Source organism: Salinispora sp. CH2A1_6 (genome assembly GCF_056820975.1).
In genome coordinates this window covers 103,314-128,469 of record NZ_JBXEDG010000010.1, presented here as the reverse complement: position 1 = coordinate 128,469, position 25,156 = coordinate 103,314, and the positions used below count along the sequence as shown (strand labels likewise).

The 25,156-nt window shown below is 67.6% G+C and carries 24 protein-coding genes; 15 read left to right on the top strand and 9 right to left on the bottom strand.

Annotated elements, in window-relative coordinates; all coding sequences use genetic code 11:
* Window positions 1-40 precede the first annotated feature (40 nt).
* Together AC1UKG_RS14120 and AC1UKG_RS14115 are read right to left on the bottom strand one after the other, a co-directional pair.
* Entirely contained in the window at window positions 41-820 is a 780-nt protein-coding gene (locus tag AC1UKG_RS14120; protein ID WP_018815658.1) for a hypothetical protein, read from the bottom strand.
* Window positions 817-1,317, bottom strand: a complete 501-nt coding sequence (locus tag AC1UKG_RS14115) for a SigE family RNA polymerase sigma factor (RefSeq protein WP_018815659.1) — start codon at window positions 1,315-1,317, stop codon at window positions 817-819. Before AC1UKG_RS14115 ends, AC1UKG_RS14120 begins: the two co-directional genes overlap by 4 nt.
* Before the next feature lie 582 nt (window positions 1,318-1,899).
* Here AC1UKG_RS14115 and AC1UKG_RS14110 point away from each other — a divergent pair.
* A complete protein-coding gene (locus tag AC1UKG_RS14110) occupies window positions 1,900-2,754 on the top strand; it encodes a nitroreductase/quinone reductase family protein (protein WP_482642540.1) in 855 nt (284 codons plus the stop codon).
* 10 nt (window positions 2,755-2,764) lie between these two features.
* On the opposite strand, the gene AC1UKG_RS14105 is transcribed toward AC1UKG_RS14110, so the two are convergent.
* From AC1UKG_RS14105 to AC1UKG_RS14090, 4 genes are all read right to left on the bottom strand, one after another.
* A complete protein-coding gene (locus AC1UKG_RS14105) occupies window positions 2,765-3,055 on the bottom strand; it encodes a DUF2277 domain-containing protein (RefSeq protein ID WP_018815661.1) in 291 nt (96 codons plus the stop codon).
* A gap of 54 nt (window positions 3,056-3,109) precedes the next feature.
* On the bottom strand, window positions 3,110-3,523 hold the full coding sequence (locus AC1UKG_RS14100; protein ID WP_482642494.1) for a VOC family protein: 414 nt from the start codon (window positions 3,521-3,523) through the stop codon (window positions 3,110-3,112).
* Window positions 3,524-3,606: 83 nt separating this feature from the next.
* On the bottom strand, window positions 3,607-4,083 hold the full coding sequence (locus AC1UKG_RS14095; protein ID WP_018742731.1) for an SRPBCC family protein: 477 nt from the start codon (window positions 4,081-4,083) through the stop codon (window positions 3,607-3,609).
* Window positions 4,080-4,475: an ArsR/SmtB family transcription factor gene (locus tag AC1UKG_RS14090; RefSeq protein WP_482642493.1), complete on the bottom strand. Its 396-nt coding sequence runs from the start codon at window positions 4,473-4,475 to the stop codon at window positions 4,080-4,082. Before AC1UKG_RS14090 ends, AC1UKG_RS14095 begins: the two co-directional genes overlap by 4 nt.
* Before the next feature lie 417 nt (window positions 4,476-4,892).
* Here AC1UKG_RS14090 and AC1UKG_RS14085 point away from each other — a divergent pair, with 417 nt between their 5' ends.
* The 4 genes from AC1UKG_RS14085 (at window position 4,893) to sph (ending at window position 8,954) form a co-directional block, all read left to right on the top strand.
* On the top strand, window positions 4,893-5,990 hold the full coding sequence (locus AC1UKG_RS14085) for a peptidyl-alpha-hydroxyglycine alpha-amidating lyase family protein (protein ID WP_482642492.1): 1,098 nt from the start codon (window positions 4,893-4,895) through the stop codon (window positions 5,988-5,990).
* 251 nt (window positions 5,991-6,241) lie between these two features.
* The gene (locus tag AC1UKG_RS14080; protein WP_482642491.1) at window positions 6,242-6,973 is read left to right on the top strand and encodes a DNA alkylation repair protein; all 732 of its coding nucleotides are present in this window, start codon (window positions 6,242-6,244) and stop codon (window positions 6,971-6,973) included.
* A gap of 10 nt (window positions 6,974-6,983) precedes the next feature.
* Entirely contained in the window at window positions 6,984-7,895 is a 912-nt protein-coding gene (locus tag AC1UKG_RS14075) for an SDR family oxidoreductase (RefSeq protein ID WP_018742735.1), read from the top strand.
* Window positions 7,896-7,997: 102 nt separating this feature from the next.
* Window positions 7,998-8,954 (top strand): sphingomyelin phosphodiesterase, encoded by a 957-nt coding sequence (gene sph, locus AC1UKG_RS14070; protein ID WP_018742736.1) that lies wholly within the window; start codon window positions 7,998-8,000, stop codon window positions 8,952-8,954.
* A gap of 188 nt (window positions 8,955-9,142) precedes the next feature.
* On the opposite strand, the gene AC1UKG_RS14065 is transcribed toward sph, so the two are convergent.
* The 3 genes from AC1UKG_RS14065 to AC1UKG_RS14055 all read right to left on the bottom strand — a co-directional run bounded on the left by AC1UKG_RS14065 (window position 9,143) and on the right by AC1UKG_RS14055 (window position 12,013).
* On the bottom strand, window positions 9,143-9,670 hold the full coding sequence (locus tag AC1UKG_RS14065) for a GNAT family N-acetyltransferase (RefSeq protein ID WP_018742737.1): 528 nt from the start codon (window positions 9,668-9,670) through the stop codon (window positions 9,143-9,145).
* A 56-nt stretch (window positions 9,671-9,726) separates the two neighbouring features.
* Window positions 9,727-10,851, bottom strand: coding sequence for a serine hydrolase domain-containing protein (locus AC1UKG_RS14060; protein ID WP_029124481.1), 1,125 nt, complete (start codon window positions 10,849-10,851; stop codon window positions 9,727-9,729).
* 571 nt (window positions 10,852-11,422) lie between these two features.
* Complete coding sequence (locus AC1UKG_RS14055) at window positions 11,423-12,013, bottom strand: hypothetical protein (RefSeq protein ID WP_482643188.1); 591 nt, start codon at window positions 12,011-12,013, stop codon at window positions 11,423-11,425.
* 1,500 nt (window positions 12,014-13,513) lie between these two features.
* On the opposite strand from AC1UKG_RS14055, the gene AC1UKG_RS14050 reads away from it, so the two are divergent.
* Genes AC1UKG_RS14050 through AC1UKG_RS14005 form a run of 10 tightly spaced genes read left to right on the top strand, consistent with a single transcriptional unit; the run spans window position 13,514 to window position 25,128 of the window.
* A complete protein-coding gene (locus AC1UKG_RS14050; RefSeq protein ID WP_475890451.1) occupies window positions 13,514-15,997 on the top strand; it encodes a dCTP deaminase domain-containing protein in 2,484 nt (827 codons plus the stop codon).
* A 2-nt stretch (window positions 15,998-15,999) separates the two neighbouring features.
* A complete protein-coding gene (locus tag AC1UKG_RS14045) occupies window positions 16,000-17,223 on the top strand; it encodes a hypothetical protein (RefSeq protein WP_475890452.1) in 1,224 nt (407 codons plus the stop codon).
* Window positions 17,223-17,999: an HAD-IA family hydrolase gene (locus AC1UKG_RS14040; protein ID WP_018745908.1), complete on the top strand. Its 777-nt coding sequence runs from the start codon at window positions 17,223-17,225 to the stop codon at window positions 17,997-17,999. Before AC1UKG_RS14045 ends, AC1UKG_RS14040 begins: the two co-directional genes overlap by 1 nt.
* Entirely contained in the window at window positions 17,996-20,692 is a 2,697-nt protein-coding gene (locus AC1UKG_RS14035; protein ID WP_482642150.1) for a DUF6001 family protein, read from the top strand. The genes AC1UKG_RS14040 and AC1UKG_RS14035 overlap by 4 nt, the downstream gene beginning before the upstream one ends.
* Entirely contained in the window at window positions 20,689-21,249 is a 561-nt protein-coding gene (locus AC1UKG_RS14030) for a DUF6031 family protein (RefSeq protein ID WP_018745906.1), read from the top strand. Before AC1UKG_RS14035 ends, AC1UKG_RS14030 begins: the two co-directional genes overlap by 4 nt.
* Before the next feature lie 14 nt (window positions 21,250-21,263).
* Window positions 21,264-21,683, top strand: a complete 420-nt coding sequence (locus AC1UKG_RS14025; protein WP_018745905.1) for an SRPBCC family protein — start codon at window positions 21,264-21,266, stop codon at window positions 21,681-21,683.
* Complete coding sequence (locus AC1UKG_RS14020; protein WP_482642151.1) at window positions 21,680-22,744, top strand: P-loop NTPase family protein; 1,065 nt, start codon at window positions 21,680-21,682, stop codon at window positions 22,742-22,744. The genes AC1UKG_RS14025 and AC1UKG_RS14020 overlap by 4 nt, the downstream gene beginning before the upstream one ends.
* Window positions 22,741-23,286: an AAA family ATPase gene (locus tag AC1UKG_RS14015; protein WP_018745903.1), complete on the top strand. Its 546-nt coding sequence runs from the start codon at window positions 22,741-22,743 to the stop codon at window positions 23,284-23,286. The genes AC1UKG_RS14020 and AC1UKG_RS14015 overlap by 4 nt, the downstream gene beginning before the upstream one ends.
* Complete coding sequence (locus AC1UKG_RS14010; RefSeq protein WP_018745902.1) at window positions 23,283-23,813, top strand: dCTP deaminase domain-containing protein; 531 nt, start codon at window positions 23,283-23,285, stop codon at window positions 23,811-23,813. Before AC1UKG_RS14015 ends, AC1UKG_RS14010 begins: the two co-directional genes overlap by 4 nt.
* On the top strand, window positions 23,800-25,128 hold the full coding sequence (locus tag AC1UKG_RS14005; RefSeq protein WP_018815320.1) for a cation:proton antiporter: 1,329 nt from the start codon (window positions 23,800-23,802) through the stop codon (window positions 25,126-25,128). The genes AC1UKG_RS14010 and AC1UKG_RS14005 overlap by 14 nt, the downstream gene beginning before the upstream one ends.
* Window positions 25,129-25,156: the final 28 nt, after the last annotated feature.

Below are 25,156 nucleotides of genomic sequence, written 5' to 3'. Positions count from 1 at the left end.
CGCTCGGCAGTAAGCCGCACTCCTGGCGAGCGGCGACTCGTCACGGCGGCAGAATTCCGGCGGCCACCGCCCGCAGGTCCGCAACGGGCACCGCTCCATTCCCGCTAACGTCGATCACCGTACCGCTGGGCGTCGTGATCACCACCGCGTGGACGGTGACCTCGGAGCCGACAGTTCTGGTGAGCTGGGCCTGTCCGGCCGGAACCGGGAAGCTGTCAATCACCTCCGTGCCTTTGATGGCCCAGCCGACCAGCCACTCGGTGACCTGCGCCCGATCAACCTCCGCCGTCGTCCGTTCGGGGCGCAACACCGAAATCCAAAGCCAATTCGCCCCGTTGGGCCGCACATAGATACGAAGCGTTGTCGCAGCCGTCGGATGGTCGGAGTCGGCGACCGCTCCGCCACCTGGCGAGGTGGGCACCCCGCGGTCGTTGTGCAGTTGGTTCTTCGACACGTCATAGCTAATAGGTCCACGCTCCGCAACATTGGCCCGCAGCCCTTCCGGAACGGAGGTGATCCGGTAGCCGTCCAGTGGCTGGTAGAGCGGGTATGCAACGAAGGTCGGCGGGGCGGCCACCAACGGATCGGTGGACGAGTTCGGAAGCGGAGCCGATGGGGTGATCCCGGTCAGGGAAACCGCGACAGTGACAGCGATGGCCGTTGCGGCTACCGTGCCGCCGGCCGCACCCGCGCGCTGAATTCGACGTCGGCGTACGCCGCGATGCACCCGGGTGACGAAAGCGTCCGTGACCGGGAGCGCGAAGTCTTCTCTATCCAATTCGGTTAGCTTGTCGGCGAGATTCTCGGACACCGAATTCACCCTTCTGCTGACAGCGTCGTACGGAGGCGGGACAAACCTCGGGAGAGTTGCGACCGCACCGTCGCGGGGGTGCAGTTCAGGAGGCGACCGATCTCGTCGTCCGGCAGGTCGGCGACGTAACGTAAGGCGATCGCCGCCCGCTGCTTCGGTGGCAGGCTCCCGAGGATCCGCCGAACCCCGGCGGTCGACTCCACCGCGGCCAGTGCGGTGTCCTCGTACCCGGTTTCCGGGATGGTGTCGGTCGGCGTCGGCCGGCGACGTCGGCGTTCGTTGAGGAAGAGGTTGGTCATGGTGCGCTGGGCATAGCCGACCGGATTTCCGTCCGCGCGCACCCGTGACCAGGCCAGTCCGACGCGGATCAGGGTCTCCTGGGCGAGATCTTCCGCAGCGGCTCGGTCCAGCGTCAGAATGTTGCCCAAGCGCAGCAGCCCGGCGGCGCTCTGTCGCACGAACGCGTCGAACCCGGACCCTTCCGGCGGGAGTGCAGGCACCTTCACACTATGACTACCCCGCATCCCCCTGGAAATGTTGCATGGTCCCCTGATTCGGGTGCCCCGGGCACCTCACCTCGACCAGCGGATCCTGACGTACGGCCATCGCCTGCTGCTGCTACTACCCGCTACCCGCTACCCGCGCGGCGAACGGCCGCAGCGGCCACGTGGCCCACCGAGCCGGTAGAGCAACCGAGCCGGTAGTACCGGTAGTGCCGGTATTCCGGGCAGAGCTGGCAGCTTGGGGTGAGACCCAGATATTCACCTATGCTATCGTCGCGCTATGACTGCCGGGTCGGCTACACGCCAGAAGCGAATAGGGTTCCCGGCCGGGGCGTGATCGCCCGGCGGGGCCGAGCCCCACCCTCCGGATCAGCTATTTGCCAGCACAGCAACCGCACTTCTGCTTGCTGTCGCCTGCGCTTTTCTTTTCCCCACCTCTCGCCGCGCCACTCCCGCAGGCGCATCCGGCCCCAGCCGGTGATTTGTGGTGCCCACACCGTTTCGCTGGCCGGCCGCCATCGTCTCGGGCTGCGCTGGTGGCCGCTGACAAGAACGACACCCACCCAAGGAATGGAGTACACCCTTTTGCCGTCCGACCACGCTACCCAGATCAAGGATTTCCACGCCCCGCAGGGACAGACCTCGAAGATTCCCGAAGACCGGCGGCGCATCCTGCTCACCACCGCAAACCGAGAAACCGGGGCACCGCGTACCACCTGGGTGGAGTTCTTCCTCGGCGAAGACCGACACATCCTGGTCATCGCGCTGCCCGACGGCTGTCGCACCAAGCCGGACTGGTACGACGACCTGCTCACCGAGCCGCAGGTGACCCTGGAGAACAGCGCCTTCACGATCGAGGCGCACGCGGTGCTGCTCGAGGAGGGCGAACGGGACGCCGCGCTCGACCGGGCGGCGGAGCTGGACCCCGTACTGCGGCGGAAGCGTTCCCTCGCCCCGGAACCGCCACCGGTTGTGGCGCTGAACCCGCTCCGCGGCCGGCCGGTCGGCGCCACCTGGAGCAGCGGCCTGAAGCTGATTCACGACGCCTTCCGCCGCGAGTTGGCGGTCATCCGCAGCGAGCTGGCACGGCCGGGGAGCCGCCTCGGTGCGCAGCTGCGCATCAACTGCCTCGCCCTCTGCGGCGGCCTCGGTCATCACCATCGCAGCGAGGACGACCAGCTGCTCCCGGTGGTTGCCCAGCACCATCCCGAGCTCGCCGACGCGGTACGGCGGCTGCGGGAGGAACACGCGGCGATAGACGCGCTGCTCCAGCAACTGCAGCAGGTGGTCGGGGCAGCCGACATGGACCGGGCGAGCGTGCAAACCGAGGTTGACCGGCTCACCGCCGCGGTCGAGGCGCATCTCGACTACGAGGAGGCACAACTCCTACCGATCCTCGACCGGCTCTCCGCTGAACAGGCCGGTGACGACTCGGACTGACCCGGCCCGGTCAGCCCCGCCCCGCTGCTGTGCGGTCCCCGTACCGCTCGGCGGCACGCGCCTTGGCCTTCGCGGCCTCCACTGCGCGGTCCCGGGGCGGCGCCTTGGTCACCAGGTCACCCAGGAGGGTCTGCGTGGCCGCGGCGACCGCCCGAACGGCTTCGTTGAACGTCTCCTCGTTGGCCGCAGATGGTCTGGTCGCACCACTGACCTTGCGCACGTACTGGATCGCGGCGGCCTCGATCTCGTCGTCGGTGGCGGGCGGTTCAAAGTTGTGGAGCACGCGAATGTTCCGACACATGGCTCTACGATGCCAGGCCCGGGCCCCACCGTGAACCGCCCACGCCCCACCGCACTATCCGCGGGCCGAAATCTGTTGCACTGTCCAGTGATTGCCGTCCGGATCGTCGAAAACGATGAAACCGACATTGTCCAGGCTGTCGCCGTCCCGGGCCGGGCGAAAGCCCTCCGGCCCGGCCACTCGGACCTCGCTGACCTCGACCCCCCGCTCCACCAACTGCTGACGGGCCTTCCGCACGTCCGCGACCACGAACTGCACCCCCTTCAGCGAGCCCGGCTCCATCGCACTGATGCCCTTCCCGATGATGATCGAGCACCCGGAACCCGGTGGGGTCAGCTGCACCGGACCGAACTCGCCGTCGCCGCGAGAATCGAAATCCAGGTGGAAACCCAGCTTTTCGGTGAAGAAATCCTTGGCGCGGTCCACGTCCGCCACCGGCACCAGCACAACTTCCAGAGTCCAGTTCATTGTCCCGCTCTCGCTCGCACTCCTTGCTTGACGGACACGATCTCCGGCCGCCGACCTATTCTTGTTGGCTCCCCGGGCTCAGATCACCGCGACGCGAACACCTCGTCGAGCCGGTCGTAGCTCTCCCCCACGCCCCGCTCCATCGGCGTGGCCAGCACCAGATCGCGCACCTCTGGCGACGAGTAGCGCAGCGTGGTCTGGAGCGTGGTCAACCCGGCGCGTTCGGAAAGGACGGCGGTGACGAGGGACTCGCCCGGCACCCACTGGTCGTCGTAGGACTCGGTGTAGACGAGCCGGTCCGGCGCCCTGACCTCGCGGTACACCCCACCCTGGCCCATCTTCAGGCCATCCGGCCCCACCGAGACGAAGCGCCAGCTCCCACCGACCCGTAGCTCGACCTCGCATTCGACCAGGCGCCAACCGCGAGCGCCGAACCACCGCCTGAGCAACTCGGGCTTGGTCAACGTGTCGAACACGAGGTGCCGTGGCGCGTTGAACACCCGGGTCAGAACGATGTCAGTCGGCGCCGGTGTGGTCACCCGCAGGGTCTTCGCCGTCATGTCCCGTGCCCCTCCCGGCCGCCACTCGACTGGCGGGCATCGTCGCCGGCCTGGAGTGCGTCGAGGAGTTCGTCAAGGCGCCCGTACGCCTCCGCCCAGTAGCTGCGGTAGTTCTCCAGCCAGTCCACGACCAACCTGAGCTGGCGTCCCTCAAGGTGACACGGCCGACGTTGGGCGACACGTTCGCGGGAGATCAGCCCCGCGCTCTCCAAGACCTTCAGGTGCCGAGAGATCGCCGGTTGACTCACCGGGAACGGGGCGGCGATCTCTTTCACCGTCGCGTCACCCTGCGCGAGCCGGGCGAGGATCGCTCGCCGGGTCGGGTCTGCCAAGGCCGCGAAGGTGGCGTCGAGACGCTCGGGCTCGTCGAGTGCATAACTAGCTTGTTTCATAACTACTTGGTTATATCCTTCGACTGTTGCCCTGTCAAGCCCGACCCCGGCATGTCTTCGCAGGTGAAGGGTGCTCCGGCGAGGTGACGCGAGCTGACCGGCTGCCCGACTGGCGCACCGGCCCTGCCGGTACACGGGAGTCCGGCTCCGGGATAGGTCACGGCTGGTGACGATGGTCGCTTCCGGGTGCAGGCGGGGGGCCGACAGTCAAGGCCTGCCGGTCGCCGCAGACGACTCGCCTACTGTGACCCCGTTCCTCCGAAAGGTGGGTCGGCCACGAGGCGAGGTGCCCAAGGACCCGGACCTGGCCGCCCATGCCCTGATGAGGTGCTCAGGGTTCGTACGGGTAGCACCTGAGCGATGCGGTCCGGGGAACACCTGATTGATCTTGGTAGAGCGCATGGGCAGGGTGAAACCATGTCATCGCAACCGCCGTCGAAACGCTCGATCCGCCCCCACCTGTCGCGCCGCGCCGTGCTGACCGGCAGTTGTCTTGGTCTGCTCACCGCCGCCGGCGCCACACTCTGGGGCGATCCGCCCTCAGCGGCCACGGTCAGCGATCCTGCGGTGGGCGCCACCCCCGAGGACCGGCTGTTACGGCCGTGGGGACGGTTACCTACCACGGCGCGCATCGGTACCGGCATCACGGTGGGGCCTACCGGGGAGATAGCTCTGCTGCACCGGGCGGGCACCGCGTTCGCCTACGACGCGGTCATCGACACGGACACGGTCGTCGTGTTGCACCCGCGCGACGGCACCGTGCGTCGCACCTGGGGAGCGGGACGGTTTCGTTCCCCTCACTCGATCACCGCAGACAGTGAAGGACGGTATTGGGTCACCGACGTCAGTACTAACAAGATCACCACGTTCGACGTGGCGGGACGGCAGGTCGGTGACCTGGGCCACGACTATCCCACCGAACTGGAAACCTGCCTGCGAGTACGTAACGTCCTCAGCAACCTGCCCTGCACCCTCGACGAGTACATCTTCGCCCGCCCCACCGACGTGGCCGTGTCGGCCGACGGGTCCATCGTCGTCACCGATGGCTACCGCAACTCCCGAGTGGCCCGGTTCGACACGCACCGCGTGCTGACCCGCCAGTGGGGCGAACTCGGTGACCAGCCCGCACAATTCAACATTCCGCATGGCGTGGCCCTGGACAGCAATGGAGCTGTGTACGTCGCCGACCGGCGCAACGCACGAGTGCAGGTCTTCAATGCCGACGGGTCGGTGCGGCACGTGTGGCACAGCAGCGCCCTGGGCCGTCCCTACGACGTCGCGATCGGTCCAGACGACGCGGTCTACGTCCTCGACGGCGGAGATCTCCTGGATGAGAACAACGGTGAGCAGCGCGGCTACGTGTGCCGGCTGTCGACCACCGGGCAGGTCACCCACCGGTGGGCGCTGGCTGATCAGCGCGCCAACCCCCACCAACTCGCCATCGGTGTCCGGGGGGAGATCTACGTGGCCGCTCTTGCCGGTGCCCCCCTGTGGCGATGGGCTCCCAGTGAATAGTCTCGCGACGGCAGTAGGGGTTAACGGAGTCGGCGGGTGGCGGGTTGCGTATCCGATCCGTGAACCAACGCACGCAAACACGACCCGGTCCGGGATCCGCCGGCGATGACAGCCCAGCGGGTGAGCCGGATCGAACTCGGGCCGCTGTTGCAGTTCACTGCCCACGGGTGCCCGCCCGTCCGCAGCTTGGACCTATCGCTGGTCGCCTCTTAGGGGATCGGTACGATCGCCTATCGATCGGAGGGGCCACCATGACGGATGTCAGCGCCGCGCAGTTCCTCGAGAAGTTGCAGACGTACCAGTCGGATGAGGAGCTCCGCAAGATCCAGCGCTACTTCAGGCACGCCGAGGGCGACACGTTCCTGGGCGTCCGAATGGGTCAGGTATTCGCGCTGGCCAAGGAATTCATCGACCTGGCGCCCGGCGAGATCGAACTCCTACTCGACAGCCCGATCCACGAGGTCCGCGCCGGCGCGGTCAGCATCATGTCCAAGCAGGCCACGCGAAAGAAGACCACCGATGCCCGTCGGGCGGAGCTGTACGACCTCTACCTGCGCCGGCATGACCGGATCGACAACTGGGACCTGGTCGACCTCGGTGCCGCGAACGTGGTGGGGGCACATCTGGCCGACAAGCCCCGCGACGTGCTGTACGAGCTGGCCCACTCGAACGACCCGTGGCGGCGACGAACCGCGATCGTCAGCACCATGGCGTTCGTCCGCGCCGGTGACCTCGACGACACGTTCCGGATCGCCGAGATGTTCGTTGCTGATCCACATGATTTGATCCACAAGGCCACCGGTTGGCTGTTGCGCAGCGCCGGGGACCAGGACCGGGCGCGGCTGCTCGAATTCCTCGACCGGCACGCGGCCACCATGCCCCGGACGCTACTGCGCGCCGCCATCGAACACCTCGACCAGGAGCAGCGGACCTACTACCTGGGCCGGAAAAAAGCCACGCAGGGAGCCGCGGCTCACCGCTAGGGTACGGCGCATGGCTACGCAGTTGACCGGCAAGGTGGCGCTCGTCGCCGGAGGGACCCGAGGCGCCGGGCGAGGAACCGCCATCCAGCTCGGAGCGGCCGGGGCTACCGTCTACGTCACCGGCAGGTCAACCCGCGCCCAACGATCGGAGATGAACCGACCGGAGACCATTGAGGAGACCGCCGAGTTGGTCAGCGCCGCTGGTGGCGTCGGCATCGCGGTGCAGGTCGACCACCTGGTCCCCGCCGAGGTACGCGCGCTGATCGCCCGGATCGAATCCGAACAGGGCGCCCTCCACGTACTCGTCAATGACATCTGGGGCACCTCCCAGGTGGAGTGGAACAAGACGGTCTGGGAGTCAGACCTGGACGCCGGGCTACACACGCTGCGTCTCGCCGTGGAAACCCACGCCGTCACCAGTCACTTCGCGCTGCCCCTGCTCATCCGGAACCCGGGCGGACTGGTCGTCGAGATGACCGACGGGACAGACGAGTACAACGCGGCCACCTACCGCAACTCGTTCTTCTACGATCTCGCCAAGGGCGCCGTGAGCCGGATGGCGTTCGCACTGGCGCACGAACTCCGACCGTATGACACGACATCGGTGCTGCTCACGCCCGGATGGTTACGGTCCGAGGACATGCTGGACAGCTTCGATGTGACCGAGCAGAACTGGCGCGACGCCCTCGCGGTCGAGCCCCACTTCGCGATCTCCGAGAGCCCGGCCTATGTTGGCCGCGCCGTGGCGGCCCTGGCACAGGACCCGGAGGCCTCCCGTTGGCATGGCAGGTCGCTCTCCAGCGGGGAACTGGCGAAGGTCTACGGTTTCACCGACCTTGATGGGAGTCAGCCCGATGCCTGGCGATACCTGGTCGAAGTGCAGGACGTCGGCAAGCCCGCCGACACCACCGGATACCGCTGATCCCACCCCAGGCCGGTAGCTGCACGACGGTGAACACGTTCACCCATTGAACATCCTGGAGTAATTGAGTTCGGCTGACTACAGCGACCATCATCGATTCTCATGAAGAGACCGCTGAGTCTGCTGCTCGCCCTTGCTCTCACCGCGACCGGGTTGCTCGCCCCCACCGCCCCTGCCGCCGCCGCCCCGGCACCGCTGCAGGTCCTGACCCACAACGTCATGTTCCTGCCCCAGCTACTCTTCCCGAACTGGGGGCAGGTCACTCGCGCCAACCTGATCGCCGAGGCCGGCTACATCACCGGCCAGGACGTCGTCATCCTGCAGGAACTGTTCGACAACGAGGCATCCGACCAGCTCAAAGACCAGCTCGCCGCGGAGTACCCCTACCACACCCCAGTTCTCGGCCGGTCGAGGTCCGGCTGGGACGCCACTCTGGGCTCATACTCCAGCGCGACCCCGGAGGATGGTGGAGTGACCATCCTGAGCCGGTGGCCCATCGTGGAAAAGGTCCAGTACGTCTATGCGGACGGCTGTGGGGCAGACTGGTTCTCCAACAAGGGCTTCGTCTACGCGCAGCTCAACGTCAACGACAAACCCGTACACGTGGTGGGCACGCATGCGCAGGCGGCCGACACCGGGTGCGCCGACGGCACCGGGGCCCAGGTACGGGCAGCCCAGTTCGACGAGCTCGACGCCTTCCTGGACGCTCGCCAAACCCCCGCGGACGAACAGGTCATCGTCGCCGGTGATCTCAACGTTGACCGCTCCTCCACGGAGTACGACAGCATGCTGGCCCGGCTCGATGTCAGCGATGCCACCTTCACCGGCCATCCGTACTCGTGGGACGCTCAGCGCAACGACATGGCCGACTACAACGACGACCAGGACAGCCGCCAGCAACTCGACTACATCCTGCAACGCAACGGCCACGTACGGAACGGGGCCGGCGACAACGAGACGTTAGCCGTCGAGGCACCGAAGTGGTGCGTGAGCAGCTGGTTCGTCCGCTACTGCTACACCGACTACGCCGACCACTACCCGGTCGCGGCCGACATCTGACCGCGTACGGCCTGGGGCAGACAGCTGCCCTCCAGTGCTGGGGCTGGGCAGCGGCGGTTACGCCGCTGCCCAGCCCCAGTCGTACCACCGGCACCGCCGCGACCTCCCGGCCCGCCACCCACCGACCGGCTTGTGGTCCACAACCCCCCGCTTACTCGGGTTCAACCACAGACCCTGGTCCGCCAGGGTCAAGGCGCGTACCCATTAACTTTGATCATCGCGCACCGGAGCGAGGAGTCCATGCCCGGCAGCGCGGCTTCGTGTCGCATTGTGGCGGTCAGCTCGTGTCCCATCTCCGCGTTGGGTAGCTCCCGGTATCCAAGCCTCCGGTAGTAGGGGCCGTTCCAGGGCACATCGCGGAAGGTGGTCAGGGTCGTCGCCGGACGACCCTGACGCCTCCCCCATCCCTCGACGTGTGCGATGAGCCGCCGACCAATCCCTCGCCGAGCGTGCGTGGGCGCTACCGACACCTGCTCGATGTGGGCGTTGCCGTCCAGCACCGCCGCGATGACGTAACCGACCGTCCGGTCGCCTTCCTCGGCGACCCAGATCAGCCCCTGCCGCTGACTGCGCCGCAGGACCTGTTGATCCACGGCATGATCAGCTACTTCTGACCTGCCAACCGTGTGGAAGAGCTGGCCAGCCTGGACCTCAAGCCGAGCCAGATCGCCGAGCTCCGACTGTCGTGCCGCCCGAATCAGGGACGTCCTCCTCACTCTCGCCGCAGTGAGGCCGACTGCCATCGGACGGTCGGCCTCGCCCCTGCGTGATATCAGGGCCCCGCAACCGCCGCGTCATTGCCCGGCATCCGGGTCACGCTGGGCAGCTGCAGCACGGCCGCTGCCGACCGGCCACTCGTCTCGCTGGTCGGGCACATCGCAGTCAGCAGGAACGACTGCCAGGCGATGTCGATCGGATGGGCCTCGGGCAGGCCGATCTGATAGTGACTGAGGTTGATCCCGGACGATACCTGGCGCCCGCCATCCCGGCTGTGCAACGAGAACATCTGGTGACCGATCACCAAACCGTCATGGCCGAAGAACTCACCGCACGGGGTAGAAAGCGAGAGGATACCGAGACCATAGCTACCGGCTTCGGGCACATCCGGGAACATCGGCACCCCGGCGAGCATCTCGTCGAGCGTGGCCGGGCTGAGCAGATCACCGCCGAGCAGCGCCCGGAAGAACGTGTTCAGGTCCGCCGCGGTCCCAATCATCTCGCCCGCCGTCCACCCCCAGCTCATGTTGAACTCGCTGAGGTCGCGAACCCCGAACGGAGCGAAGTAGGCACCACTGTGTGGGCCACGAATAGTCGGATCAGTGCCAGGGAACGAGGTCCCGGTGAGCTTCAGCGGCCGCAGAATGCGTTGCTGCACCTCGGCCGCCGCCGGGTTACCAGTGATCGACTCGATCAGTAGGCCGGCCAGAATATAGTTCGTGTTCGAGTAGCTGAACCCAGCCCCGGGCGCGTTGGTCGGCGGCATGGCCAAGCCCGTCGCCACCAGATCTGCCGGAACGTACGTCGTGACCTGCATCTGGTCGATCGCCGCCCACGAGTCGAGCATCGCGTTGGTGTAGTTGCCGATGCCGCTGGTGTGGTTCAACAGCATCCTGACGGTGACTTCGGCGCCACGCTCACCCGGCACGATCTCCGGCAGCAGCTCCCCGATCGGGTCGTCGAGGCCCAGCCGGCCCTCGTCAACGAGCTGCAGCACAGTGGTGGCGACGAACGTCTTGGTGATGCTGCCGATGCGGTGCCGCAGCTGCGGCTGCATCGGTCGGGGGCTGGTCAGGAACGCCTGGCCGGCACTGCCGCGCCAGTCGTGCCGGCCATCGCGCACCGCAGCCAACACACCCGGGACCCCGGCTTCGGGCACCGCGGCGAGCGCGGTGCGCAACTCACCCCGATCCAGCCCGCCGGAGGAGCTTCCCCCAGCTGTCTGAGTGGGTAACGCGGCAGCGGATGTGGGCACCACAAAGGCGGCGGCTGCCAACGTCGCGCTGGCAATTGCGATCTTCAACGCCCGAGGAATGCTAAACATATCGCGATCCTAGGTGCAACCAGGATTCGCTTCCATTCCCCTGGCAGTAATCGGCAGGACATAGTCCGGCGTCCCCGCCACCGGGTGTCCACTCGATCCCATGTGGCTCGATAGCTGTGCTGTCCCACATCACCTGTCCCGGAGGGCGCAATGCGGGAACCTCTACGGTAGGGGCCGCGGCTCTACGCCACGGGGTAGCCGAACGCGGAAACTTCGCTGATGTTTCGCTCGACGTGCCGTCGCGGAGCTCCTTGGCCGTGGCCGGCCCTACCGTACGCACCTGGCACCCTCCAAAGACTGAAGGGATGGATCCGAGGGTGCCCAGAGACGGCTGTTGGCCGGCGCCCGGTTCGGGTGCCGGCCAACAGTTTCTTTCCCCCTTGGTTGGGTCAGGTCTGTGGGCGGGGGGTGTGGTGCTGCGGTGGGGTCAGTTGGTCCAGTGCGCGGCGACGAGGTCGGCGGCCTGGGTCTCCCACTGGGCGTAGTGGAACGGGTAGGCCGACACCTGGACCTTCTGGGCGGCTTCGGTCAACGGCAGTTCCTGCCAGCCGTCGACCTGCTTGAGGCCGTTGAGGAAGGCGGTGGTGGAGTACTCGGGGTCGGTGATCTGCTCCACGCTGCCCCAACCGGAGGAGGGGCGCTGCTGGAACAGGCCCTGCGAGTCGTGGTCGTTACGCGCACCCAGGTGTCCCAGGTTCTCCAGCTTCGACTCCTGCAAGCTGGTAGCGATCGCGACCACGGCGGCGCGTTCGTCCATGCCGGCCTTCTTCGTGGCCTCGATGATGGCCTTCACATTCGATACCTGCTCGTCGCCCAGGTCGATGCGGGACTGCTCGCCCTGGGTGCCGTGCGGGATCAGCGTGCCCATGTCCGGCTTCTCCACCTGCACCACACCAGCAGCGGCGGCGGGGGTGGTGGTGGTGTCGGTGAGGGTGGCCAGGGGGCCGGCGACGACACCGGTGGACAGGGCCAGACCAGCGATACCAAGCACACTACGACGCAGAATCGTGTTCACCATGGGGGTTGCTCCATTCGGGGGTCGACACCCATCACGCACGCCCGAAGGGGGTCAGGCGGCAACAGGGTGCAAGCACCGTCCGGCGCTCAAAACAAAACGAGAAGAAAAGAGAAGGGGGTCGGCTACCGCGGTCCGGGGACACGCACGGCGCCGGGTCCAGATGTAACGACCGGCCGGCCACCGGCATTCCCGGCGACCCGCACCCGGTGTCACCCGCCCAAGCGGGCCACCTCCACGGCCGTACGCAGGGTGTAACGCCCCGACGGCCGCCGAGATTCCACCACCACCACGCCCCCGACCACACCCCCAAACCGGCATGTACCGACTATGCGTGACGACATCTCACGCCGTAGAGCATCCTAGGAAGATGACTGCGCGCCGTTCCCACCAACCGGCCGCCGCGGTCAAACCGGATGTCCCCGGACACGCCAAGACGTGCTTGCTGCCCTACTAGCCAGCACGTCCGGCACGTCGAACGCCCCCCAGAAGGCCGTCACTCGTGGTCCGCACCTCGGCGTACCCTCTCGCCGGCCGCCTCTAGCAGCTGCCATGTGAGGTCTATTACCTCCGCGCGGTCTTTCGGGTGGATTAAGGGCACTTCCCCCCTACGCCGACACGCCCGGCAACTTGACCTTCGTCGCCGCCACCGCGCAGCTCCACCCCACCGGGTAGAACCGCTCGACGACGGCGAACACCCTCGTTCTCCTTGCGATCCAGTGCCTCGTCCAGCTTCGGCAGGTACACCGCGGACCGCCGCACCATTACCGGCCCCGTCCCGTACAGCCACGCCTCCCCAGCGGCCAGAGTCACACCACCCGGACCGACGCCGGTCGTTCGCGCGACCACAATCGGCTCGCCCAGCGGGGCCACCAGCTGCGGACCCCAAACGTGACTGGACCCTTCCAAGAATCATTCGGCCATCCACCAGGGAGCCCGCAGCACATCTGGTAGGCCCCCCGGTCATTGAGGTGCGCCTCCCGCAGGCTCACGTCTGCCTCCAATGGCACCGGTGCGGCGTCCGCCCCGCCAGCGCTTGGCGTCGATCTCCGCCAGGTACACCGGGATTCCGGCCTCGCCAGTCAGCAGAATCGGCCGAACCAGAGCCGGGGAGATTGGCCCATGCGGATCGTAGAACGTACCAAGAGATCAACTACGCCTATGCGGCGTCAATAGCACTCGAAAAAGACCTCGACCCTCACCATTGCCGATCTCCACCGCATCTTGACTGACTCCCATGAAGCTTCCTGCACCAGTGATCGTCGAAACACCTGTGCCTCCTGTCCCAGGATGGCCGAGCGGCCCACCGTGGGGCCAGTTGCCGCACCGTTACCCGGCTGAGCCACCGTTGATCCAATCCATCCGCTAGGCTGACACCGTCCAATGTGCTCCTCGTGGAAATGCGCAAGGCTGCTTTGGCTGCAATCGCGTGATGCCGGGCGGTGACAACGTGTGGTCCACTGCGGCACGGGATTCTTCGCACCACACGAAGGTTGGTGGCACATGATTCTGACAGGGGCCGAGATCACGCGAGAGCGGGCCAACGGCCACATCACGATCGAGCCGTTTACCCCGGAGCAGGTCAACCCGAACAGCTACAACTTCCGACTCGGGAAGACCTTGCGCGTATACCAGGAAAGCCCGCTCGACGCGCGCCGGGCCAACGACTTCGAAGAAATCGAAATCCCGGACGAAGGATACGTACTGGAGCCCGGCCGGCTCTACCTGGCACACACCATTGAGGTGCTCGGAAGTGAGCACTACGCACCGACATTCGCGGCGCGTTCCTCGGTGGCCCGGCTGGGATTGTTCATCAACCTCTCGGCAAGTCTGGGTGACATCGGTTACATCGGTCAGTGGACGCTTCAGCTCTACGGCATGAACCGGGTCCGAATCTACCCGGGCATCAACATCGGACAAATGATGTGGTGGCAGCCGCGAGGTGAAATTCTGCTGTACGACGGCAAGTACCAGGGCGCGGCTGGACCGCGGTCCAGCGACATTCACGTGGACTTCGACAAGCAGTTCGCCCGGCAGCGGCTTCCCGGGCTGGGTGCGTCTATCGACGTGGCCGAGGTGGGCGCGAAGTTCGCCGAGCTGGCCAGGTCGAGTCACCAGTTCCGGGTGCCGCGCACTTTCGTGATACCCGCGGATGAGTTCGCCGCGGCGATCACCGACGAGCAGCGGGCCGCGCTGGCCGACGCATTCGTTGACCTCAGGGCCACCGTTGGCGCCTTCTTCGCCGACTCTATGGCGAAGATCCAAAAGATCGTCGACGGCATCCGGGTGCCCGCCGACGTACGAAAGCTGCTGCGTGCCCGGATTGCCGAGATGTATGGCGAGGACAGCGAGGTGCCACTGGCGGTCCGATCGTCCGGTCTGGACGAGGACACCGAGTCGTCCAGTCTGGCCGGCGTGCACCAGTCGATTCTTGGTGTCAAGGGCACGGAAGCGGTGATCACCGCAGTTGAGCAGTGCTGGCGGTCCTACTACGAGGCACCCGCAGTGGCCGCCCGGATCCGGGTTGGCAACTTCGATCCCGCTCCGCGGCTCGCAGTGATCGTGCAGCAGTTGGTACAGCCCACTCTGGCCGGGGTGGCGTTCACTGGTCTGAACGGCGACGACGTCGTGACTATCGAGTATGTCGAGGGACTGTCCGACGAACTGGTGGCCGGGGTGACCGTGCCGACCCGGGTCAACTCGGCCACGATCACCGAGGAGACCCCGGACGTCGCGGTGCTGCGCGAGGTCACCGTGCTCGCCGAGGAGCTGCGCCGCGCCCGCGAGCAGGACGTAGATGTGGAGTGGGCGGCCGACGAGTCTGGCGTCCACTTGATCCAGGTGCGTCCACTGACCGCCGCCCGCAACCTCACCAGGAACAGTGCCGAGCCGTTGGTTCAGGCGTACAGCCTGTACTTCGACGAGTTGCCCACCTCGTTCCACCTCGGTGAGGTGGCCGGGGTGTACGGGAGCTACGTCACCAAACGCGGCCCGGCACACCGGATGGCACACGACAACGGTGTCCACACCGGTGCCGGCTGGGTGCTTCAGTTCAACGGCCGTGGCCTGCACGACCCAGCCACCGTGACCAGCCTACGCGAGACTCTTAGCGGCGGCTCCGACGAGTGCGTGCTCGACTTCGGCGACACCCTGCGACAGATCGTGGTGGCCAAGGACGAGGTGCTGGAGAACCTGGTCGTCACCACCGGCGCGAAGGCGGATGGCACCGCGCTGCAGGCGGTGGTAATCCGCGACTTCATCCGCGGCACGCTCGGCGTGATCTCCCGACTGGCTGGGGACAACGGGCTGGTCGTGGAGTACGCCCCGGAGGGCCTGATGGCGCTGAACCGGGGCACCGCGGGCGGCGAGACGATCGTGGTCAGCGACGTCAGGAAGGGCTTCGATGCCGACGACAACATCCGGATGGCGGAATCCGGTGCGGTGCTACGGCCGTACCTGGACCAGATCGCCCGGTTGACCGCGGCGATGCACGCGAAGCACGGCTCGGTGACCCTGGAATGGGTCTTCGAGGACGACCGGCTCTACTTCGTCGACTACTCGCTACTCGGCGGTCACGACCTGGTCTCGGTGACGCACGGCGAGGTGTGCATTTCGTCCGGGACCGCGCGTGGCCCGGTGTTACGCCTAGACGACGACGACCTGCTGCGCCGGCTCTCCATCGGTCCCGCAGTGAGTATCGACAAGTCGCAGGACGTCACCGAGCACGAGGGCTTGGCCCGCATCCTGGACCTGGTCAAGGCGTGCGAGGAGAAGCCGATTATCGCGGTCGCCCGGCCGTACGCCGTGCTCAGTGTCCTCATCGGCCACGTCGCCGGGTTCGTCTTCGACCAGGGATCGGCCCTGGGCCATCTGGCGATCCTGCTACGCGAGGCGGGCGTGCCGGCCGTAGCCGCTGCCGGTGTGGTCAGTGACGATGCGGTGATCAGCGATGGCACGGTCACCACGACCGGTCGCAAGGGAGAATGACTATGCTTTTCCACACCGCTCCGGGCCGTCAGGCCTGGCTCGTTCTCGGCGGGCTGCACCTGCTCAACGGCAGCGCTCCACTCGCCACGTCTGACCCGGTGGTGCTGGTGCCACTACCCGCACCGGTAGAGTCCGACTTCCCCAGCAACACGATCGTGCTCCGGTGGGACGAGATCGGCCCCGTTGAGCTGCTGTCCCGCACGGTCGACGGCAGCCGCACCGGTAGCGCCAAGACGGACGGTGTCGAGCTGTTCCCGGGCATGCTGCCGGGTGCCGCGGTGCGCGAGGCGGTGGCCGCGGTATCTGATGCCGGTGGCCCGCTGGTGCCACTGTTCTATGTGACCGCGGACAGCGACCGGGCGCACGTGCACAGCCAGGTCCGGTTCCTGGCCGAAGACGCCTGCTTCATCCGGATCACCCCGGACGCGCTCACCGGTGACGTGGCCGCGCTGGACTGGCTGGCCGGCGCGGTCCGCCGGCACAGCGAGCAGTTCCTGTTCCTCAACAACCATCAGCGCTATTACCGCAAGTGCTTCAGCGGCATGGAACTGGAGTACAAGTACACGTTGGCACCGCCGGTGGACACCTGGACGCTGACCGTGGAGCTGTACGAGCAGATGCGCACCGGCTCGCTGCCCGGCTACGTGATGGAATATCGCGACGAGTTCCAGGCGTGGGACTACCTCAACCACCTGTTCGAGGTGACCGGCCCCGCCGAGCAGGAGCGCGGCTACGCCTCGTTCATTCCCACCACTGACGGCAAGCACCTGCTCAAGCGCAAATGGTACGCCGAGGACGCGTTCGCGCGCCGCGAGACCCACACCTACGGGCTGGACCTGGCCGACGACGGCGGGTTCGAGCGGTACATCCGCGAGGAGCTGAGGGTCACCGCCACCCGGCTGCCGTCGTTCCGGCGGGTTCGGTACGACATCAACTTCGAGTCGGTGCGCACCGGCCACGTGTACGGCGTCTTCTTCGACCACTGCTCGCTGGTCGACGCGCGTGAGGTGACGCTGAACCAGTGCGAGTTGGAGTACCTGCGCAGCCGTACCGCGCTCGAGCCGGACGAGGACGACGTGCTCACCGAGCTCACCACGATCGCGGAGTGGCTGGAGGCTTTCCTGCGGGCGCACGGCCTGAAGGCCGAGCGCAGTTTCTACTCGAAGCGGACCTTTCTCAGGGACGCGGTGGCGGCCCGGCCCGAGCTGGCCCGGACGGTGGCCTGATGGCGGTGGTACGTGCGGTCCTGATCGACCTGGAAGGCACCCTGTACGCCAACGAGCGGGTGATCGACGGTGCCGCCGCGGCGGTCGCCGAGTTGCGGCGGCTCGGTCTGGGCGTCCGGTTCCTCACGAACACGGACTCGAAGACCACCGATCGAATCCGCGACGAGTTGGCCGGCTACGGGCTGCAGGTGGCGGCCGACGAGGTGTTCACGCCCGTTGTTGCCGCCGAGCGGGTGCTCACGGCGGCGCGCGCGCGGACCTACGCGCTGCTCTCCAAGGAACTACGTGGGCTGATGCCGACGGTGGCCGCGGACGGGCCGTACACCCACGTGCTGATCGGCGACTGCCGGGAGACGCTGGACTACACGGTGCTGGACGAGGCGTTCCGGGCGGTCCGCGGCGGCGCGGAGCTGCTCGCGTTGCAGCGCGGCCGGTACTTCAAGCGCGCCGACGGCGACCATATCGACACCGGCGGGGTGGTCGCGGCGATCGAGTACGCGTCCGGTGTCACCGCCCGGGTGCTGGGCAAACCGGCCGAGGACTTCTTTCGGCTGGCCGCCGCTTCGCTGGGTCTCGAGGCGGCGCAGTGCGCTGTGGTCGGCGACGACGCCACCACGGACATCGCCGGCGGCCGGGCCGCGGGCCTGCGTACCGTGCAGGTCCATACCGGCAAGTTCGCCGACCAGCAGGGCGAAGGACTGACCGGCGCCGCTGACCACGAGGTCGACTCGGTGGCCGGGCTGCCCGCGCTGCTGCGGGAGCTGATCGCCAAATGACCGTGTACTGGGTGGTCTGGGACGCCGCCGCGCACTGGGTGGTCGACCGTCTGGAGGGTCAGGGCATGCTGCCCGCGGTACGGCGGATGCGCGAACGCGGGCAGCTGGCCGCTGCCCGCCCCGCGCGCCCGAACTGCCAGACACCGCCGTCGCTGGCCACCCTGTTCACCGGCACCTGGCCCGCGGAGCACGGCGTCACCGGCTACACCGTGCCGGGTGCCGGGCCAGGCGGGCTGGGCAGCCACGTCAGCGGGTTCGGCCCGCAGTTTCCGGCCGTAGCACCGGTGTGGGAGACGATGGGTGCGCGCACCGCACACGTGCACGTGCCGTGGGTCTTCGACGGTGCCGACGCGGTCGGCGCGCATGTCGAGGCGGCGGTGGAGGCGTACAGCCGCCGTACGGTCCGGCACGCGGTGACCGAGGTTGAGCCGGGGCCGGCCCGGGAGTGGCTGATCGGGCCGCACCCGGTCACGGTCGAGGCGACAGCCGACGCGGTAAGGGTGACGGCGCGTAACGAGGTGCGGCTGACCGCGGGCGGTGGCTGGCAACCGTTGTGGCTGACCGGCGAACGGATCGGCACCTGGGTGACCTGCGTGCGGGGACGTGGCCGGCTACTGCTGGCGCACACCGGTGTGTGGCGTCCCCGGCACGGCGGCGCGGACACCGCACTGCTCGACCGGATGCGCCGCTGCCCACCGTTCGCTGGTGAAGGGCTCGGTCCGCTGTACCGCGCCGGCGTGTTCGGCGATCGGCTCGCCGACGGCGGCGACGGCTCGGCCGAGGACTTCTTCCTGTCCTCGGTGCAGTGCGCCGCCCGTTCGTTCGGTGCGGTCACCGACGCGGTGCTGGCCGGGCACGACGCTGACCTGGTGGTCGTCTACCTGCCGATGACCGACGATGTTGGGCACGACATGCTCGGATTCTGCGACGAACGCAGCGCGGCGTACCGGCCGGACATCGCCGAGCGGGTCTGGTCGCTGATCGGCCGCTGCTACCGGTGGTCGGACGAGATCCTTGGCCGGGTGCTGGACGCCGCCGGGCCGGATGACTCGGTGGTGCTCGGCGCGGACCACGGCATGGTGGGCAGCGCCCACCTGGTGCACCTGAACGACCAGCTGGTATCGGCTGGCCTGGCGGTCACCGGCGCGGACGGCGAGGTGGATCCGGATGGCTCCGCAGCGTTCTACCACCCGGCGAACAACGGCGCGCTGTACGTCACCAAGGAGGGGTTGATGCCCCGGGCCAAGGCGGCGCTTCGCGAGTTACCCGTACCGATGCGGTTCCTGGAACCGGACGGCCGGCCGGCGGCGGACGACGCGACCGACGACTCACGGGTGACGTTCGTGGCTCTGCATGACGACTACCAGCCGACCGCGGCGGTGGCTGGTGCGCCACCCTACGTCCGGCCGCTGCGCAAGGTCGGCGCGCACGTGGTCTGGACCGGCTCGGACCGGCTGCACGCGATCCATGCGGCGGTCGGGCCGGGCATCGTCGCCGGGTCCACACCTGGCGTTATCGACAACACGGCACCGGCGGGGCTGGTCCGCCGTCAGGTGACCGCACCCCCTGTTGCCCACCGACGAAGGCTTTCCTCGATGCCCGACTTCCCACATGCCCTGTCGCCGGAGGAGCTGACGGCTCGGCGCTACGAGCACGTCCGTACCTTCCTCACCGGTCGTGACCTCGACCCCGGCTGGCTGTCCAGCCTGATGCACGAGCGGATCGGCCCCGGCCGGTTGCTGCTCACCAGCTCGCCGGTGCACGGGCTGGCCAACCCGACCAGCGACCTGGACTTCATCCGCATTCAGCAGGCACCGATCGACGGGCCGCGGATCTCCACGAAGATTTTTGAAAACGGCCACCACCTGGAGGTGGTGAGCTTCGCCGAGGGCGAGCTGGCATCCAATCTGGACGAGTTGGACCGGCTGGCCGCGCTGCCGCTGGGGACGACCGTGGCGGGCATCCGCAGCTGGGACAGGACACGTGAGCCGCGCCGCAAGCAGACCGAGCGAATCGTCAACGGAATCACCATGGACGCCACCGCGCCATACCTGCCGTGGCTGCCCGCGCTAGCCACGGTGTGGAGCCGGCTCTCGCTGCACAACGCGCTGGAGCAGGCCGCGTTTGTCGCGCTGGCCGAGGCTGCCGGTGAGCCTCGGGGCCGAGTCGGGTACGCGTACAACACGCTGCTGCACCTGATGGACGCGCTGCTGTCGTACCACGGTGACGTCTACACCACGCGCAAGTGGTACGTCCTGCGCTGGACCCGACTGGTCGCCGAGGGCCGCTGGCGCGATGCCCGGGTGCAGGCAGCCGCGACCACGCTGGAGAGCCTGCGCAAGTCGGTGTCCACCGCGCTCGACGCGACCGCCGCGGCCCGCCCGCTGGCCGGTGAGTACGTGTCGCTGGCGCTGGACGTAGCCCGCGCCATCGGCACCGTGACCGGTGTCGAGGTGCGCGCCGAGGCCGACGGCAACCTGATGCCGTACCTGCCGAGCGCGTCGCTACTGATCGGCAACGGTGCCGGTGTGGTCCTACCGGGCGCGGCCACACTGCCGCTGACCAACGGCCCCGTGGACCTCGCCGACCTGGCCGGTCTGGACTCCCGCGCGGCCGGCACCCTGCTGCGCGCGCTGCGGGCCGGCGCCGCGCGCCTTGGCATCACGTACCACGAGGAGGAGACGGCGGCATGACCGATACCACCAGAACGTCACCGGCCGGCGAGATCACCGCGTTCCCGTCGGTGCGCGCGGGCCACGCCATGCCGAGCCAGGCGGCGGTCGAGGCCTGGGTGCAGGCCGCGTGGCTGATGCTGGCCGAAGGGCGAGCGTACATCGAGGATCTGGAGGGCGGTACTGAGCAGCCGCAGATGCAGCAGGCGGCCAAGCTGCGTTTGCTGGAGCAGCTTCTCGACGTCGACCACCGGCTGGCGGGACGGCAGCCGGTGGACGACGCGCACTGCCTCGCGCTGGCGCTGGAGTACGGCATGCACGAGGTGATGGACGCGACCGGCCCGCAACTCGCCGCGGTGTTCGGGCTGGACGAGGAACTCGGCGGCGGCACCTGCCGGGTGGATGACATCTACGTCCTGTGGCAGCGGTTGCTCGAGGGCTTCCCCGGCGAACTACCGGACCGGCTCGTTGCCGAGGGACAGCGGGACATGCTGCGCACCGTGCGGGTCTGGGCCCGGCTGGCCCGGGAGGCCGACCTGGACATCGGCTTCCTCACGTCGTCGATTAAAGCCGCCTGAGAAGAGGGAGCGACATGCCGACCATAACCGCGCAGACCCACGTCGCCCGCCCCGCCGCCCAGGCGTGGGCCGCCGTCCGCAGCGCGGCCACGCTGGCCCGCCGGGCCCCACACGTGGTGGACGTCCAGGCGAACGGTGCGACCACCCGCTGGACGGTGCTGCTCAACGGCAGCGAGGTGAGCTGGGAACAGCGCGACACCGTGGGGCCGGACACCGTGCTGCGCTTCGCGCAGACCACGGGTGACCTCGAGGCGATGTCCGGCACCTGGGAGGTCGCCGCGACCGCGGACGGTGCCCGGGTACGTCTGACCATCGACTTCGAGCTTGGCGTGGACGGGCTCGCACCGCTGCTGGAACCCATGTGGGCTCAGTCGCTGCGGGCTCATGCCGATGCGCTGTTGCGTGTCGTGCCAAACGGATCGGAGCACGCGTGAACCGCTATCTGAACTTCCTGCACACCACTGTCGCGTTCGACGTGGCGGACGAGGCCGCAGCAGCGTTCGCGCCGGTGGACCGGTTCTTTCGGCATCTGATGAGCGACCGGCCGATACACGAGCCGACGTTTCGGATCGCCGTGCTGGACTACGACCCGGACACTGATGTGCCGACCGCGGTGTGGCGGATCCCGTCGTCGATCGTGCGACGCAGCAACGCCGCTGAGTTCAACTTCGACGCGCACGTGGTGGTCGAGGGCGGCCGCAAGCGCTACGTCAACCGGGCGACGTTGGTGGACGCGCCGCTCGACGTGGCCATCGACAACATGTTCACCATCCGGATCACCGAGAAGTCCACCGTGCAGGTCCTCGACTTCGTGCGGGACCTGGTGATTCGACACGAGGAAAGCGAGGGCACGGTCGTGCTGCACGCGTCCGGCGTGTGCAGAGACGGCCGGGCGGTGATCATCGCCGGGGCCAAGGGCGCGGGTAAGACCACCACGCTGCTGTCCGTGTTGCGCCGGCCCGGCTGGCGGTACTTCACCGGGGACAAGCTGTTCTGCAAGCTGGAGGACGACCACATCACGGTCTACCCATGGCGCGACTATCCGTACGTGGGGGTCGGCACGATCCGGTCCGATCCGCGACTGGAAAAGCTGGTCCGGGAGAACGTGGACGAGCGGATCGACGGGTACGAACCGGGCCACAAGATTCTGATGGACCCGGACGTGTTCGAGTCCTGGGTGGGGGCCGAGTTCTCCGCCGAGCCGCTGCCGCTGGCCGCGCTGCTGCTGCCCGAGGTGAAGCCGGGCGAGCCGCTGACCACGTGGCGGCTGACCGACGGCAACGAGCGATGGGCACATCTCAATAAGATCGTCGACCGGCAGGTCGATACCACGTTCTTCACCTGGCAGTCGCATCTGGTCCCGGACTATGCGCGGTTCTACGCCTCGTTGGCCGAACTGCGCCCGGCCCTGGAGACCGTCGAGATGATCCGCCTGCGCGGCACCCTCGACATCGATCTCCACGCATTGCTGGTGGAGGAGGAGCACCGGTCGTGACCGTTCTGCGCGTCTCCGTCGTCGGCCTGGCCGGTGTGGGCAAGTCCACCTGCGCGTCCCTGATCGCCGAGTTCGCCCACGAGCAGGGGCTCTCACACGCCGTGGTAAAGCTCGCCAAGCCGCTGTACGACCTCCAGAAACAGGTCTACCGGCGTTCCGGTGCCGCGCTCAACGCGGGCGCTCAGGACCAAGTGCTGATGGAGCACCTGGCGGACGCGATGCGGCGGATCCGGCCCACGTCGATCGTGGACGACTTCCTGGCCCGGCTGGACGAGACCACCGCCGACGTGATCGTCAACGACGACCTGCGCGACCCGGACCACGACGCACCCGGGCTGACCGGACGCGGCTTCCGGATCCTGCGCATCACCTGTGACGAGGATGTCCGCCAGAAGCGGCTGGCCGCGCGGGGCGACCCGTCGCTGGCTGACCGTTCCACCCGGCAGATCGATCGGATCCCGCCGGACGCGGTGATCGAGAACCTGGGCAGCCTGGGCGAGTACCGGGATCGAGTCCACGCCGTACTGAGGAGCTGGATGTGATTCTGAGCGGTCCGGAGATCCTGTCCGAGGTGCGAGCGGGTCGCATCCACATCGACGACTTCGACGCCGAGCGGATCGAGCCGAACAGCTATGGTTTTCGGCTCGCTGAAGACATCCTCTGGTACCACAACGAAATCATCGACTGCTTCCGTCCGCCGGAAGCCGAGCGCGTGAAAATGGGCCCCGAGGGCATGGTCCTGGAACCGGGCCGGTTCTACCTGGGCGGCACCATGGAGGCGATGGGTAGCCCGCACTACGCGGCTACCCTGTACGCCTGCCGCTCAGCGTCCACCCTGGGCATTTGGATCCAGTTCTCCGCCCCGCTCGGGCACAGCGGTGCGGTGTTCCCCTGGACGCTGGAGATGAAAGTCGCCCAGCCGGTCCGGGTCTACCCCGGGATGGTGATCGGCAAGCTGGCGTTCTGGTCTATGCAGGGTGAGCCGACCACCTACAACGGTAAATACACCGGTTCGGAGTCGGCTGTGGTCTCGCGCCTGAGCCTGGAGGAGGGTCGTGGCGTCCGCTGACCTCTTCAAGGTTCTGGCCGCCCTGGTGCTGCTGCTGCTCGCGGCGCACCTGGGCGGCCGGTGCTTTGCCCGCTTCCGGCAGCCGCCGGTGATTGGCGAGATCCTGGGCGGTCTGCTGCTCGGCCCCACCGTGCTCGGTCAGTTCGCACCGGACGTGCAGCGGTTTCTCTTCCCCGCTGAGGGTCCCGCCGCGATCGGCGTCTCGCTGATCTACCAGCTCGGCATGCTGTTGTTGATGTTCCTGGCCGGCGTCGAGATGCGGACCGTCTTCTCCCGGGAGGACCGCGGCACGGTCGCGGTCGTTTCGGTGGTCGGCATGGTGGTGCCGTTCGTCATCGGCCTGCTCATGGTCCGGGCGATCGACACCTCGGCGCTGGCCGGTCCGGCGCACAGCGCCACCGGACTCACCCTGATGATCGCCTGTGCCATCGCGGTGACCAGCATTCCGGTAATTTCCCGGATCATGCTCGACCTGGGCATCATCCGGTCCCGGCTCGCCCGGGTGGTGTTGTCCGTAGCGGTCCTGGAGGACATCGTCCTCAACGTGATCATCTCGATCGTGCTGGGCATGGTCACCGCCCGCACCAACGAGGCCTTCGGTGCCGGCGCGCTGCTCGACCTCGACACCACTGTGGCGAACGCGGCCTACCACGTGATTGTCTCGGTCGCGTTTTTCGCGGGGGCCGCGCTCATGGCGGTGTGGCTGCCGCGTCGTGGCGGTGATCGCCCCCTGGTGCCGTGGCCCGGCGAGGTGACCCTCCGGCTGAGTGTGCTGTTGGCCGTGGTCGCGCTCTGCGTCTTCCTCGGCGTGGCACCGATCTTCGGCGCGTTCGTGGTCGGCCTGCTGTCCGGCCGGCGCGGCAAACCGGACAACAGCGAGGCGTTGGTTTCCATCCGGCGCTTTTCCGCGGGCTTTTTTATCCCGATCTACTTTGCCGTCGTCGGGCTCAAGCTGGACCTGGTGCACGCGCTGGACCCGTGGTTCACCGTCGCGTTCATCCTGGTCGCTTGCGTGGCCAAGGCCGCCAGCGTCTACCTGGGTGCTCGCCTGGCGCGTCGGTCGAAACCCGAATCGGTGAACCTCGCCGTGGCGCTGAACGCCCGCGGCGGTCCCGGTATCGTGCTCGCCACCGTGGCCTACGACGCCGGAATCGTGAACGAGTCGATGTTCACCACCCTGATTCTGACCGCTATCGTGACGTCGCAACTAGCCGGCTGGGCACTGGGGGTAGTGGTTCGGCGCGGCACCCTGAGGACTGACGACGACACAGTCGGGTTCGTGGAACACGAGCCCACCACCACGGTTTTGCGCTGACCACCCATTTTCGGCGCGCAACTTCCGA

Bases quoted from the DNA above. Each gene is read 5' to 3' on its own strand.
- AC1UKG_RS14090 (WP_482642493.1), bottom strand. From the start codon at position 4,475: ATGAAACAAGCTAGTTATGCACTCGACGAGCCCGAGCGTCTCGACGCC.
- AC1UKG_RS14045 (WP_475890452.1), top strand. From the start codon at position 16,000: ATGCTTTTCCACACCGCTCCGGGCCGTCAGGCCTGGCTCGTTCTCGGC.
- AC1UKG_RS14085 (WP_482642492.1), top strand. From the start codon at position 4,893: ATGTCATCGCAACCGCCGTCGAAACGCTCGATCCGCCCCCACCTGTCG.
- AC1UKG_RS14040 (WP_018745908.1), top strand. From the start codon at position 17,223: ATGGCGGTGGTACGTGCGGTCCTGATCGACCTGGAAGGCACCCTGTAC.
- AC1UKG_RS14030 (WP_018745906.1), top strand. From the start codon at position 20,689: ATGACCGATACCACCAGAACGTCACCGGCCGGCGAGATCACCGCGTTC.
- AC1UKG_RS14055 (WP_482643188.1), bottom strand. From the start codon at position 12,013: ATGGTGAACACGATTCTGCGTCGTAGTGTGCTTGGTATCGCTGGTCTG.
- AC1UKG_RS14095 (WP_018742731.1), bottom strand. From the start codon at position 4,083: ATGACGGCGAAGACCCTGCGGGTGACCACACCGGCGCCGACTGACATC.
- AC1UKG_RS14050 (WP_475890451.1), top strand. From the start codon at position 13,514: ATGATTCTGACAGGGGCCGAGATCACGCGAGAGCGGGCCAACGGCCAC.
- AC1UKG_RS14105 (WP_018815661.1), bottom strand. From the start codon at position 3,055: ATGTGTCGGAACATTCGCGTGCTCCACAACTTTGAACCGCCCGCCACC.
- AC1UKG_RS14100 (WP_482642494.1), bottom strand. From the start codon at position 3,523: ATGAACTGGACTCTGGAAGTTGTGCTGGTGCCGGTGGCGGACGTGGAC.
- AC1UKG_RS14025 (WP_018745905.1), top strand. From the start codon at position 21,264: ATGCCGACCATAACCGCGCAGACCCACGTCGCCCGCCCCGCCGCCCAG.
- AC1UKG_RS14035 (WP_482642150.1), top strand. From the start codon at position 17,996: ATGACCGTGTACTGGGTGGTCTGGGACGCCGCCGCGCACTGGGTGGTC.
- AC1UKG_RS14080 (WP_482642491.1), top strand. From the start codon at position 6,242: ATGACGGATGTCAGCGCCGCGCAGTTCCTCGAGAAGTTGCAGACGTAC.
- sph (WP_018742736.1), top strand. From the start codon at position 7,998: ATGAAGAGACCGCTGAGTCTGCTGCTCGCCCTTGCTCTCACCGCGACC.
- AC1UKG_RS14075 (WP_018742735.1), top strand. From the start codon at position 6,984: ATGGCTACGCAGTTGACCGGCAAGGTGGCGCTCGTCGCCGGAGGGACC.